12 protein-coding genes and 1 pseudogene are annotated in these 13,058 nt (G+C 70.1%); 9 read left to right on the top strand and 4 right to left on the bottom strand.

The features are described from left to right. Positions 1–6: 6 nt before the first annotated feature. From QQ657_RS43875 to QQ657_RS43865, 3 genes are read right to left on the bottom strand one after another with little or no spacing between them, the layout of a single operon-like run. The gene (locus QQ657_RS43875) at positions 7–1,170 is read right to left on the bottom strand and encodes an iron-containing alcohol dehydrogenase family protein (protein ID WP_284748300.1); all 1,164 of its coding nucleotides are present in this window, start codon (positions 1,168–1,170) and stop codon (positions 7–9) included. Positions 1,171–1,190: 20 nt separating this feature from the next. Beyond that, on the bottom strand, positions 1,191–2,273 hold the full coding sequence (locus QQ657_RS43870) for a zinc-binding dehydrogenase (RefSeq protein WP_284748299.1): 1,083 nt from the start codon (positions 2,271–2,273) through the stop codon (positions 1,191–1,193). A gap of 16 nt (positions 2,274–2,289) precedes the next feature. Further along, the gene (locus QQ657_RS43865) at positions 2,290–3,477 is read right to left on the bottom strand and encodes a CaiB/BaiF CoA transferase family protein (protein ID WP_284748298.1); all 1,188 of its coding nucleotides are present in this window, start codon (positions 3,475–3,477) and stop codon (positions 2,290–2,292) included. Between the two features lie 153 nt (positions 3,478–3,630). Between QQ657_RS43865 and QQ657_RS43860 the strand changes: the two are divergent. From QQ657_RS43860 to QQ657_RS43835, 6 genes and pseudogenes are all read left to right on the top strand, one after another. After that, a pseudogene (locus tag QQ657_RS43860) lies at positions 3,631–4,164 on the top strand (NAD(P)-dependent oxidoreductase); the annotation flags it as partial. Next, complete coding sequence (locus tag QQ657_RS43855) at positions 4,138–4,620, top strand: NAD-binding protein (protein ID WP_284748337.1); 483 nt, start codon at positions 4,138–4,140, stop codon at positions 4,618–4,620. The pseudogene QQ657_RS43860 and the gene QQ657_RS43855, both read left to right, overlap by 27 nt. Before the next feature lie 22 nt (positions 4,621–4,642). Further along, positions 4,643–5,029, top strand: coding sequence for a carboxymuconolactone decarboxylase family protein (locus tag QQ657_RS43850; protein ID WP_284748297.1), 387 nt, complete (start codon positions 4,643–4,645; stop codon positions 5,027–5,029). Between the two features lie 23 nt (positions 5,030–5,052). Continuing rightward, positions 5,053–6,390, top strand: a complete 1,338-nt coding sequence (locus tag QQ657_RS43845) for an MFS transporter (RefSeq protein WP_284748296.1) — start codon at positions 5,053–5,055, stop codon at positions 6,388–6,390. Between the two features lie 8 nt (positions 6,391–6,398). After that, on the top strand, positions 6,399–7,013 hold the full coding sequence (locus tag QQ657_RS43840) for a 2,3-bisphosphoglycerate-dependent phosphoglycerate mutase (protein WP_284748336.1): 615 nt from the start codon (positions 6,399–6,401) through the stop codon (positions 7,011–7,013). Continuing rightward, positions 7,010–8,107: a hypothetical protein gene (locus QQ657_RS43835; RefSeq protein ID WP_284748295.1), complete on the top strand. Its 1,098-nt coding sequence runs from the start codon at positions 7,010–7,012 to the stop codon at positions 8,105–8,107. The genes QQ657_RS43840 and QQ657_RS43835 overlap by 4 nt, the downstream gene beginning before the upstream one ends. A 52-nt stretch (positions 8,108–8,159) precedes the next feature. On the opposite strand, the gene QQ657_RS43830 is transcribed toward QQ657_RS43835, so the two are convergent. After that, a complete protein-coding gene (locus QQ657_RS43830; RefSeq protein ID WP_284748294.1) occupies positions 8,160–9,584 on the bottom strand; it encodes an aldehyde dehydrogenase family protein in 1,425 nt (474 codons plus the stop codon). A 279-nt stretch (positions 9,585–9,863) separates the two neighbouring features. On the opposite strand from QQ657_RS43830, the gene QQ657_RS43825 reads away from it, so the two are divergent. Genes QQ657_RS43825 through QQ657_RS43815 form a run of 3 tightly spaced genes read left to right on the top strand, consistent with a single transcriptional unit; the run spans position 9,864 to position 13,037 of the window. Beyond that, on the top strand, positions 9,864–11,201 hold the full coding sequence (locus QQ657_RS43825; RefSeq protein WP_284748293.1) for an MFS transporter: 1,338 nt from the start codon (positions 9,864–9,866) through the stop codon (positions 11,199–11,201). After that, a complete protein-coding gene (locus tag QQ657_RS43820) occupies positions 11,198–11,950 on the top strand; it encodes an N-acyl homoserine lactonase family protein (RefSeq protein ID WP_284748292.1) in 753 nt (250 codons plus the stop codon). The genes QQ657_RS43825 and QQ657_RS43820 overlap by 4 nt, the downstream gene beginning before the upstream one ends. A gap of 1 nt (position 11,951) precedes the next feature. Further along, the gene (locus tag QQ657_RS43815; RefSeq protein ID WP_284748291.1) at positions 11,952–13,037 is read left to right on the top strand and encodes a Rossmann-fold NAD(P)-binding domain-containing protein; all 1,086 of its coding nucleotides are present in this window, start codon (positions 11,952–11,954) and stop codon (positions 13,035–13,037) included. Positions 13,038–13,058 lie beyond the last annotated feature (21 nt).

Raw genomic sequence — 13,058 nt, 5'->3', positions numbered from 1 at the left:
GTTTCCCTATCGTGCGTTGGTGAGCAGAGCCAGGATGTCTTCGCGGTCCGGCACCCGCGGCCCGGCGGTGATGGCCCAGTCGTCCAGGGCGTGCGCGGTGACCTCGGCCAGGGACTCCTCGGCCACGCCGATGTCCTCGAGCCGGCGGGGTACGCCGAAGACCTCCAGCAGGCGCTCCACCTCCGCGATGACGCCCTCGGCGCTGCGGTCGGCGAGTCCCAGGTAGTCCGCGATGGCGGCGAGCCGATCGGCGACGACCGGAGCGTTGAACCGCATCGCGTGCGGCAGCAGCAGGGCTTCGACGACGCCGTTGGGCGCCGACGACCGCGGTCCGATGGCGTGCGAGAGGGCCTGCGCGAGCCCGCCACCGGTGTGGTCGCTGCCCTGGCCGCTCATGATCGCCGCCAGCATCAGCTGCAGCCGGGGCGCAGCCTGGTCCGGTTCCTTCTCGACCCGCGGCAGCCAGGTGACGACCGTGCGCAGAGCGTGTGCCAGCAAGGCGTCGGCAAGCGGGTCGACCTTGCGGGACTGCAGGCCCTCCACCGCCATCGAGAAGACGTTGAGGGCGGCCGACCAGCTCAGCCGCGGCGGCGCGGTCAGCGCCATGCCGGGGTCGAGGACGACACCCTGAGCGCGGGCCTTCGGGTCGAACAGCGCGAGCCGCTCCCCCGTCTCCGGATCCCGGACGGCGGCACCGGCCTTGGCGTAGGCCGAGGTCGGTGAACTCGGCACCACCCACTGCGGCAGCTTCGGCGCGGCGAGCTTCGGGCTGACGAGCTTGCCGCCTTCCCGCCGGGTACACAGCTCCCGGATGTTCTTGTCCTCGCCCAGGAGGATCGTGGCCGCGCGGGCGGTCACGACGGACGACCCGCCGCCGACCGCGATCACCGCGTCCGCGTCGTGTTCGGCCAGGAACGCGCGGGCGCGCTCGACCGACGGCAGCGGGCTGTGTTCTTCGACCCCGTCGAATTGGCCTGCGAGCCGCTCGCCGAGCACCTCGTGCAGGCGGCCCATCGCCTCGGTGTGCGCGGCCACCGCGGGGATGCAGATGATCGCCGCCCGCCGGGCACCGACGCGGGCCAGCTCCCGGGGCAGGGCGTCGAGCGCACTGTCGCCGCAGAACGTGCGGAAGGCCGGGCTCACATGCCGGATGGTCGGTTCGGCGCTCACGTGTCGCTCCTTCTGTTCGGTCACCGGTCGAGCTCGACCACGGCGCGGCCGCGGACCCGGCCGTGGTGGAGGTCGTCGACCGCGGTGTTCAGGTCGTCCAGGGAGTACCGGTCGGTGACCAGCGCGCTCGGGTCGAAGCGGCCGTCGCGCACCCAGCCGGCGAAGGTCGCGAAGTCGCGTTCCGGGTCGCAGCTCCCGCCGACGCACCCGAGCAGCTGCTTTTCGCCGTTGAGCAGGTCCATGGCGTCCAGCTGGAAAGGCACGCGCGGAATCCCGACGAGGACGTCGGCGCCGCCGCGGATGCCGGCGCCGCGGATGCCCGGGCGGACCGCGGCGAGGCTGGTCGGGATGTTCTTCCCGATCCCGGTGCAGTCGAAGGCGTAGTCGACACCTCGGGTTCCGTCGGCATGGGGTGTGAGGGCGCGGATCGCTTCGACGGGGTCGCCCGCGCGGACGTCCACGACGTCGGTCGCACCGAACTGCTTCGCCAGCGCGAGCTTGTCGGCATCGAGGTCCACGGCGATCACCGGCGTCGCACCGAGGATCGACGCGGCCGCGATCGCGCAGAGCCCCACGCCCCCGGCGCCCCAGATCGCCACGCTCTGCTCGGGCACGACCTCGGCGGTGTTCAGCACCGCTCCGGCGCCGGTCATCAGCGCGCAGCCGATGATCGCGCCGAGGTCCGGCGAGATGCCCGACGGCGCCTTGACCACCCATTGCTCGTCGACGACGGCGTGGGTGCCCCAGGTGAACGTGTTGTGAGTGCGCGCTTCGTCACCGTCGGGGAACACGACCCTCGACGGCACCGGCGGGCGCCCGTCGAGCGGGGTGCGCGGGATCCAGGTGGTCAGGACCTCGTCGCTGGGTTCGACGTAGGTCACCTCCGGCCCCACCTCGACGACGGTCCCGATCGACTCGTGCCCGAGCAGCATCGACGTCGTCCGGGCCGCGTCGTAGATCCGGTCGAGCTGGCTGTGGCAGACCCCGAACGCCCGTTGCCGGACCACGACCTCGTACGGCCCGAGCGGGCCGAGGGTGACCTCGCGCAGCTCGAGCTTCTCCTGTCCCGGAGGCAGGACGGCGATGTGCGCCTCCACTGTCATGTCTTGCTGCTCCTTCTCAGATGACGCCGGTGTCGCGGAGCTTGGTGATGTCGTCGGCGGACATGCCGAGTTCCGTGCTGAGGACCTCGTCGGTGTGCTCGCCCAGCCCGCCGGAGCGCACCGGCTCGACCATCGGCGAGTCGGAGAGGACCAGCGGGCTGCCCAGGGTCATGAACGAGCCCTGGTCGTCGGTGACCGTGCGCAGCACGCCGCGTTCGCGGACGTGCGGGTCTTCCAGGAGCTCCGGCAGGGTCACGACCGGCGCGCACGGGATCTTGAGCGCCTTCAACGTCGCGGCCATGTCGTCCTTGCGCCGGGTCCGGGACCAGTGGGCGACGACGGCGTCGACCTCGTCCATGTGCTCGCACCGGCCGGGCATGGTGGCGAACCGCGGATCGTCGGCCGCCGGGTCGTTCATGACCCCGCGCAGCCGGTTCCAGTGCTCGTCGGTCGGGCAGAGCACCGTCACCCAGCCGTCCGCAGCGGGATAGGCGTTGTACGGCGCGACCGACATCCCCCCGTGCCGGTTGCCCGTCCGCTCGAAACTCGCGGTGTTCTCGCTGAGCTGGCCGGCGATGTTGGAGGTCAGCGAGGGCAGGATGGCGTCCTGCAGGGACACTTCGACGTGCTGGCCGCGGCCGGTCCGCGTGCGCTGGAACAACGCGGCGAGCACTCCGGCGAGGATGTGCGTGCCGGCCATGAAGTCCACGACCGACGGGCCGGTGCGCACGGGCGCGCCGTCCTCGAAGCCGGTCGTGCTCATGATGGCGGTGCGAGCCTGGATGGTGAGGTCCATGGCGGACTCGCCGGCGTAGGGACCGAACGATCCGAAACCGGTGCCGGTGGCCATGATCAGGCCCGGGTTGACTTCGCGGAGCTGGTCGTAGCCGAGGCCGAACCGGTCCATCGCCCCGGGCGAGAGGTTCTGCACCAGGACGTCGGCGTTGCGGACCAGGCCGCGCAGGACGTCCTGACCGGCGGGGGTGGACAGGTCGAGGCGGATGTTCCGCTTGCCGGAGTTGAGGAAGCGGAACTGGATCGGGTAGCCGTTCTCGTCCACGGTGGGCAGCCGCCGGTACGGATCTCCTTGTGGGGCTTCGATCTTGATGACGTCGGCGCCGAGGCGGGCCATCAGCATCGTGCAGTAGGGCGCGAAGTAGAACTGCCCGAGGCAGATCACCTTCACACCTTCGAGGGCGGTCATGCCGTGCCTCCATCGCGTCGGCGCGAGGTAGTGTTCGCTATTACGAACACTAGTACGTATTTACATCCACGAGGCTACGGTCGCGGCCCGGCCGGTGTCAACGGAGGCAAGTCGTCACCAGGGCGTTGACACCCACGTGAACGAGACTTACCTTTCATTCACCAATACGTTCGCGAGTTCGTAATTACGACCTCGATCGGTCCGTTCACCGACGAAAGGACAACCATGAAGGTCGGCTTCATCGGACTGGGGGGCATGGGTCAGGGCATGGCCCTCAACCTGCGGCGAGCGGGCTACGACCTCGTCGTGCACGACCTCCGGCGCGAAAGCGGCGCGGCCGCCGAGGAAGCCGGCGCGACCTGGGCGGACTCCGCGGCCGACCTGGCGGGCTCGGTGGACGTCGTGTTCACCTCCCTGCCCGGCCCGGTGGAGATGCGGCAGGTCGGTGACGAACTGCTGAGTGCCCTCAAGCCCGGCAGCGCGTGGTTCGACCTCACCACCAACTCCCCCACGGTCGTCCGCGAAGTCCACGCCACCTGCCGCGAGCACGACGTCGAACTGTTCGACGCGCCGGTCAGCGGCGGTCCCAAGGGCGCGCGGTCGGGCAAGCTCGCCATCTACGTGGGCGGCGACCGCGAGGCGTTCGACCGCTTCGGCGCCGTGCTCGACGCGATCGGCGACCAGATCCTCTACGTCGGGGAAATCGGGGCCGGCAACACCGCCAAGCTCGTGCACAACTGCGCCAGCATGATCATCCGCTCGGGCATCGCCGAGGTCTTCACCATGGGTGTCAAGGCCGGTGTCGAGCCGGCCGCCCTCTGGCACGCCCTGCGCCAGGGCGCCATCGGCCGCGCCCGGACCTTCGACCGGGTCGGTGACCGGTACCTGCAGGAGGCCTTCGACCCGCCGTCCTTCGCGCTGAACCTGGCGAACAAGGACCTCCGGCTGGCCCTCGAGCTGGCCGAGCAGTTCGACGTCCCGATGCGCGCCGCCCGCCTGGTCCAGGAGGACTTCCAGGAGGCCCTCGACCGGGGGTGGGGCAACCGGGACTCCCAAACACCGCTGCTGCTCCAGAACGAGCGGGCGGGCGTGACGATCAAGCTGTCCGCCGACGAGGTCCAAGGCGTCCTCGACCGTGGCTGAGCACAACCGACAAGGAGATGACGTGGACAACGCCGCCGCCAAGACCACCGGCCGCCAGATCATGAACGAGCTCATGGGCGACGGCTACGTCGAGAAGAAGGACCAGAACCGAAACAGCTTCAACGACGTCATCCAGGACTACTCCGAAGAAGTCTGCTTCGGCCGGATCTGGGCCCGTGACGGCATCGACCGCAAGACCCGCAGCATCATCAACCTCTCCGTGCTGACCGCACTGGGGCGGCCCGCGCAGCTGGCACACCACGTCGAGGGCGCGATCAACAACGGCGCGACCGTCGCCGAGATCAAGGAAGTCCTGCTCCAGACCGCCGTCTACTGCGGGCTGCCCGCGGCGGGCGAGGCCTTCAAGGTCGCCGAAGGCGTCCTGCGGGCCGGCGGCCACCTCGACTGACCCAGTCCCCTTAAGGAGATGCAATGACGCACTCACCGGAGCTGACCCCACCGTCAGTGGACGGCAAGAAACCCCAGAGCATGAAGCGGGTCGCGTCGGCCAGCTTCATCGGCACCGTCATCGAGTTCTACGACTTCGGCATCTACGGAACCGCGGCCGCGCTGGTCTTCCCCAGCGTGTTCTTCCCCGCGCTGGGAACCGTGGCCGGCACCGTCGCCTCGTTCGCCACCCTCGGCGTCGCCTTCGTCGCCCGCCCCTTCGGCAGTGTCCTCTTCGGACACTTCGGCGACCGGCTCGGCCGCAAGAAGACGCTGATCGCCACGATGCTCCTGATGGGCTTCTCGACCCTGCTCGTCGGGCTGATGCCCACCGCGGGCACGATCGGCGTGGCCGCCCCGATCCTCATCGTCCTGCTGCGCATCCTGCAGGGGCTCGCGGCCGGTGGCGAATGGGGCGGCGCGGTGCTCTTCGCCTCCGAGAACTCCCCCAAGGCGAAACGCGGCTTCTGGTCGATGTTCCCCTCCTTCGGCGGCGGCATCGCGATCATCCTGTCCAACGCCACGTTCTGGGCGACCGCGGTCGGGATGAGCAACGAAACCTTCGTCTCGTGGGGCTGGCGGGTTCCGTTCCTGGCCAGCATCCTGCTGATCGGGGTCGGGCTGTGGGTCCGGCTGAGCATCGACGAGACGCCGGTGTTCAAGAAGCAGGCCCGGACCGGGGTCGCGCGCACGCCGTTCCTCGACGCGTTCCGCAGCCAGCCCAAGCAGATCCTGCTGGCCACCGGCACCACGACCATGACCCTGATGCTGACCTACATCGGCGGCACCTACATGGTCAGCTACGGGACGTCGACGCTGAAGCTCGCCCGCCCGGACGTCCTGGCGGTCGCGATCCTGGGCGGCGTGGCCATTTCGGTCGCCGTCGTGCTCGGGGCCGCGCTGAGCGACCGGATCGGCCGGCGGCGCATGATCACCATCGTCGCCTGTGCGGCGATCGTCTGGACGCTCCTGCTGTTCCCGATCCTCGACAGCCGTTCCCTGGCTGCCTTCGCCGTCGGGATCCCGGTGACGATGTTCCTGTCGGGGCTGGCGACCGGGCCGCTCGGCGCGTTCCTCTCCGAGACGTTCCAGACGCGTTACCGCTACACGGCGACCGGCCTGAGCTACAGCCTGGCCGGCATGCTGGGCGGCGCCATCCCACCGCTGGTCGCGGGCCCGATCATCGCGGCGTGGGGCGGGTTCACCTTCGGGATCATCCTCGCCTGCGTCGCGCTGGTGAGCCTGATCTGCGTGCGGGCCATCGGCGAGACGAAGGAGCTCGACCTCGACCGCGAGGACGAGCCGGTGACCGCGAAGGTCTGAGGGTGCTGATCCTCCTGCGCCACGGCGAGAGCGTCTGGAACGCCGACGACCGGTTCGCCGGCTGGACGGACGTCCCGCTGTCCGAGGTGGGCCGCAAGGAAGCAGCCGGAGCGGGTGTGTCACTCGCCCGCTCCGGCTGCCTTCCCGACGTCGTCCACACCTCGCTGCTGCGGCGAGCGATCTCGACCGCCGCCATCGCCCTCGACGTCGCCGGGCGGCACTGGATCCCGGTCCGGCGCAGCCGGCGGCTCAACGAACGGCACTACGGTGCGCTGGAAGGGCGCAGCCGCGAGGAGGTGCGTGCCCAGTACGGCGACGAGCAGTTCATGACCTGGCGCCGTTCGTACTCGGTCGCCCCGCCCGCCGGCGAATCACTCGAAGACGTCCTGGCCCGGCTGCTCCCGTACTGGGAGGCCGCCGTCGCCGCCGACCTGCGCGCGGGTCGGACGGTGCTGGTCGTCAGCCACGGGAACGTCCTGCGCACCCTGATCAGCCACTTCGAGGGGCTCCCACCCCGCTCCATCACCGTCCCCACCGGCGAGCCGTTCGGCTACGAGCTCACCGAGGAGCTCCAGCCTGCCGGCGGCCGCCGGTTCCTGAGCACTGACAGGAGAACGCAATGAAGCGTCCACGCCTGATCGTCGCCCTGTGCGGGTTGCTGCTCGCCGCGGGCTGTGCTTCGCAGGCCGACGGGAACTCCGCGGCGCCTCCTCCCCCGCCTGCGGATTGCGCGCCCACCGGCGGCGCGGATTTCCTTTGCGGTGTAACGAACGTCGAGCAGCTGGTCGGCATCGACGGCACCCGCTGGGCGGTCGGCAGCTCGGCCGAGGGCGGCTCGGCGAAGCCGGCACCCGTCTACTTCCTCAACCTGGATACGCGAAAGGCAACTCCGCTCGATCCGTCGACGGTGACGCTGGCCGAGGACAAGGCCGCCTATCCTGGCTGCCCCGGCCCGGCGGACTTCTCGAACCTGCAGTCGCTCGGCCTCGACTACGAGAAGGTCAACGGCCGAGACGTCCTGACCGTCATCAGCCACGGCGGCGGCTTCTCGATCCAGCTCTTCGAGATGGCCTTCACCGGCGCGGTGCCGAAGCTGACGTGGATCGGCTGCGTGCGTCCGCCCGACGAGCACTTCTGGCCCGACGCGGCGGCGACCCTGCCCGACGGCGGCATGATCGTCAGCAGTCTCTACGACCCCGTCGATCCCGGTTTCGTCGCGGCACTGGAAGGCGGCAAGCCGTACGGCCGGCTCGCCGAATGGCACGCGAAGTCCGGCTGGACCGACGTCTACCCGGGCACGTTCGCCGGGCCGAACGGTGTCATCCTGTCCTCGGATTACCAGACGTTGTTCGTGGCCAACTGGTCGGGCAAGCGCGTCACGCGGGTGGATCGGCGCACCGGGCAGACGACGAACGTCGATTTCGGGATGCTGGTCGACAACATCGCCTGGAACACCGACCACACGAAGGTTCTCGTCGGCGGCCAGACGGACACCATCCAGCAGGGCTTCGCCTGCACCGGATCGCAGAACGTCAACTGTGACATCCACTTCGCCGTGTACGAGCTGGATCCGGCGACGATGGCGAAGAGGACGCTCGTCGCGCCTACGGTCCTGGGCAAGATGGGCGGCGGCACCGGCGCGCTGCAGGACGGCGACTCGCTGTGGCTGACCTCGTATCGCTCCGATCGCATCGCGCGGATCCTTTACCCGCGCTGAGCACGCAGAAAGGCGGGCGCATCCTGGGATGCGCCCGCCTTTCCTCACGCCGTCACAAAAGCTGGGACACCACGGACTTCGTCTCGAGGTAGTTCTCCAGCGCCTCCGGTCCGCTCTCGCGGCCCCAGCCCGACTGCCGGTAGCCCCCGGCCGGCATGTACGCCCCGCCCGCGCGGTGCACGTTGATCCCGACCCGCCCGGCCCGCAGCCGTCGAGCCACCGAGTGCGCCAGCGCGCCGTCGCGGGTCCAGACGCTGGAGGCCAGACCGTACGAGCTGTCGTTCGCCAGCGCCACCGCCTCGTCGACGTCGGAGAACGGCATCACGCCGAGCACCGGGCCGAAGATCTCCTCCCGCATCACCGTCATCGACTGGTCGACGTCCACGAGCACGGTCGGCTCGAAGAAGTAACCGCGATCCCCGACCCGGGTGCCGCCGCTGACCACGCGAGCGCCGTCCTTGACGCCGTGCTCGACGTACCCCGACACCCGCTCGAGCTGCTTCTGCGAGATGAGCGGCCCCAGGTCGGCTGCGGGGTCCGAACCGGCGCCCAGCCGCATCGAGCGGCCGATCTCCGCCACGCCGCGGACGACCTCGTCGAACACGGACTCGTGCACGAACAGCCGCGTCCCGGCCGCGCACACCTGGCCGGAGTTCCAGAAGACCGCCGACGCCGCGCCGGGGATCGCCGCCGCGAGGTCGGCGTCGCCGAACACGACGACCGGCGACTTGCCGCCCAGCTCGAGCGACAGCTTCTTCATGTTGCCGGTGGCCGCCTGCACGATCAGGCGGCCGACCTCGGTCGATCCGGTGAAGGACACCGTGTCGACGTCCGGGTGCTCGGTCAGGGCGGCGCCCGCGCGCTCGCCGACGCCGGTGACGACGTTGACCACGCCGGCCGGCACGCCCGCTTCGAGCAGCAGCTGGCCGAGCCACAGCGACGTCAGCGGCGTCTCCTCCGCGGGCTTCAGCACGCACGAGCAGCCCGCGGCCAGCGCCGGGGCGAGCTTCTTGGCCGCCATGCTCAGCGGCGCGTTCCACGGCGTGATGAGCCCGGCGACGCCCACCGGCTCCCGCAGGGTGTAGCCCTGCACGCGGCGGTCCGCCGGGCCGAGGTCGATCGTGCGGCCGTGGATCTTGTCCGCCCAGCCCGCGTAGTAGCGGAACTGCCCGGCGGCCTCCAGGACCATGGCCTTCGCCTGCGCGACCGGCAGGCCGAGGTTGAGGCTCTCCAGGCTCGCCAGGTCGTCGGCCCGCTCGCGCATCAGGTCGCCGGCGCGCCAGAGCACGGCGCCCCGCTCGGTGCCGGACAGGCCGCGCCACCGGCCTTCGTCGAAGGAGCGCCGGGCCGCCGCCACCGCCGTGTCGACGGCCTCGGCACCGCCGTCCGGCACGTTCGCGATGACGTCACCCGTGCTGGGGTCGAACACCGGCGTCGTGGCGGCCGACGGGATCGTCCACTCCCCGTCGATGAGCATGGCGACGGGTTCGTCGCCCGCGGGAAGCCGTCGGGGCCAAGCAGTGGTGGGTAAGGACATCGCTGTCGCCAAACCTTCCTGAGTTCCCTATTCGGAACAATCGATCGTCATTACGAATGCTCGCACCCGCGCCGAGGAGTGTCAACGGCGCCCGCGAGCACTATTGACCAGCTCGGACCGCCGCGGCTATCGTCGTCGAGAGTTCCTAATCACAAATGCTAGTTCTTATATACGAACTCGCCTCGCTCTCGACGACGAGCACCCGAGGAGTCGACCCCGATGTCCGCACCCGCTTCCCCCACGCAACCCGGCACCACGGAAGCCGCACCACCGGCGACGGCGCGGAAGATGCGCAAAGTGGCGCTGGCCAGCTTCATGGGCACCGTCATCGAGTTCTACGACTTCGGCATCTACGCCACCGCGGCGGCCTTGGTCTTCGCCCACGCTTTCTTCCCGGCGCTGGGCCAGCAGGCCGGCACGGTCGTGTCGTACGCGACGCTCGGTGTCGCGTTCGTCGCCCGCCCGCTGGGCTCGATCCTCTTCGGACACTTCGGCGACCGGCTCGGCCGCAAGCGGACCCTCATCTACACGATGTCGCTGATGGGCCTGGCCACCGTCCTCATCGGTCTGCTGCCGACGGCGGCGACCATCGGGACCGCGGCGCCGATCATCCTCGTCGTGCTCCGCATCGCCCAGGGCATCGCCGCGGGCGGCGAATGGGCGGGCGCCGCGCTGTTCACCAGTGAGCACTCGCCGAAGGAGCGCCGTGGCTTCTGGGCGATGTTCACCAACCTGGGCGGGGCGTTCGCGAACATCCTCGCGCTCGGGACATTCCTGCTGACCGGGCTGTACATGAGCGACGAGACGTTCGCGGCCTGGGGCTGGCGCCTGCCGTTCCTGATCAGCATCGTGCTCGTGGCCGTCGGCCTCTACGTCCGGCTGCGGATCGAAGAGACTCCCGTCTTCCGCGCGGAGGCGCAACGCCGCCAGGAGGGCGGCCCGCTGCCGTTCAAGGAAGCCTTCACCCACCAGTGGAAGGAAATCCTGCTCGGCGCGGGCGCGCTGGTGATGGCGTTCTCCCTCGGCTACGTCGGCATCGCGTTCCTCACCAACTACGGCACCGCGACGCTGCACCTGCCCCGACCGCAGGTGCTGGGAGCGGGGATGTTCGGCAACCTCGTGAACTGCCTGGCGATCATCTTGGGCGGCACGCTGACCGACCGGTTCGGGCGCCGGCGTGTCCTGCTCGTCGCCAACGTCGTCGGCATTCCGTGGGCCCTGGCCCTGTTCCCGGTGCTGGACACCGGCTCGATCGGCGCCTTCTGGCTCGGCGAGTCGGTGACGTTCCTCATCGCCGGCGTCGGCTTCGGCGTCGCCGGGTCGTTCCTGTCCGAGCTCTTCCACACCCGCTACCGCTACACCGCGGCCGGCCTGTCCTACAGCCTCGCCGGCGTGCTCGGCGGAGCCATCCCGCCGTTGATCGCGGCCAGCCTGATCGGTACCTACGGCAGCTTCGTGTTCGGCATCTTCCTGGCCGTCTACTGCCTGGCCGGGCTGCTGTGCACCCTCGCCCTGCGCGAGACCCGCCACCGCGACCTCACCGAGGTGCCCGCGTGAGCCACACCATCACCGCGTTGTCCGTCGGGCGGGTGTTCGGCCTGCCCAAGCCGTCGCTGACCTACCTGCGCGGGTGGGGCGAGACCCTGGACATCCCGCTGGTCATGTTCGTGATCCAGGGCGACGGTCCCCCGGTCGTCGTCGACACCGGCGCCGACTTCGACCGGGCCTGGGAGCACCACGGCATCAGGATGGAGCAGACGCCCGAGGAGCGGCCCGAGGCGGCTTTACGGGCGCTGGGCGTGGATCCGGCGGAGGTGGGTGTTGTCGTCAACACCCACCTGCACTGGGATCACAGTTCGAACAACCACCTGTTCCCCAACGCGCGCATCGTCGTGCAGCAGCGCGAGCTGGACTACGCCGCCGATCCCGTGCCGTGGCACCGGCGTCAGTTCGAGCGCGTGCCCGAACTGACGCCGGCGTGGCGCCGCGCCGAGGACCGGATCGACGCGGTCGACGGTGACGTCGAAGTCGCACCCGGGATCTCGGTGGTGCACCTGCCCGGGCACACACCCGGTTCGCAGGGAGTCGTCGTCTCGGCCGGGAGGACGCGCTACCTGCTGGCCGGCGACTGCATCGACCTTTACGAGAACTGGGCGGGCGACGACCAGGACGAGCACGTCCCGTCCGGCTTCTTCACCGACATCGTGGCGTACGCGGAAAGCTTGAAGCGCATCGAAAAGCTCGGCTGCGAGGTCATCCCGAGCCACGACCCCCTGGTCGTCGAACGCCGCGAGTTCACCGCCTGAGATGCCGCCTTCCGCGCTCGTGATCGGCGGGACGGGCCCGACCGGACCCGGCGTGGTGCGCGGGCTCCTGGAACGCGGCTTCGACGTCGAAGTCCTGCATGGCGGCCAGCACGAGGCCGACCTGCCGCCCGAGGTCCGGCACATCCACACCGACCCGCACTGGCCGGACACCTTGAAAGCGGGCCTGGGCAACCGGGAGTTCGACGTCGTCGTGGCCCAGTACGGACGCCTGGCGGTCACCGCCGAAGTCCTCGCGCACCGCACCGAGCGGCTCATCGCGATCGGCGGGGCGCACGGCTCACTAGCGCACCCGGCCGACCCTCGCTGGGGCGTGCTGGGCCGTCCCGCGCTGCCTCCCGAAGACGCCGAGCACCTCGAGCGCGAACAGGGAAGACTGGCGCTGAAGATGGCCGCGGCGGAGCAGGCCCTGTTCGAGGCGCACGCGGCGGGCGCGTTCGACGCCACCCTGCTGGCATACCCCGTCGTCTACGGCCCACGCCAGGTCGCGCCGCACGAGTGGTGCATCGTGCGACGGCTCCTCGACGGCCGGCGCAGGATCATCATCGCCGACGGCGGGATCCGGTTGGAGAGCAGGCTTTACACCGTCCACGCCGTGCACGCGGTCCTGCGCGCGGTCGACAAGCGTGCCTCCGGAAGGAAGTACGTCGTCACCGACGATGCGGTGTTCACCATGCGCCGACGCATCGAGTTCGTCGCCGCGCGCCTCGGCATGGACGTCGAGCTGATCGACCTGCCCTACGCGCTGGCCACACCGTGCCATCCCTATTGGCGGCACGGACCCGATCACCGCCTGCGTGGCAACACCCGCATCCGCGCCGACCTCGGCTACCGCGACACCATCCCCGCCGCGGAAGCCCTGGGCACGACGGTCGACTGGCTCGTCGAGCACCCGCCGGAGCCCGGCGGTCCCGAGGAGACCCGTCTCGGCGACCGCTTCGACTACGCCCACGAAGACACCTTGATCGCCCGCTGGAAAGTCCTGCGCGACGTCGAGGCGCACCGGTTCCGGCCGGTCCACGCCTATCGCCACCCGCGTCGCCGCGGCGATTCCTGGAGCGCCGGCTGATCCCGCAGTTGATCATTCAGA

Source organism: Amycolatopsis ponsaeliensis, assembly GCF_030182635.1.
Taxonomy (GTDB): Bacteria; Actinomycetota; Actinomycetes; order Mycobacteriales; family Pseudonocardiaceae; genus Amycolatopsis; species Amycolatopsis ponsaeliensis.
This window is presented reverse-complemented; position numbering and strand designations above follow the sequence as displayed.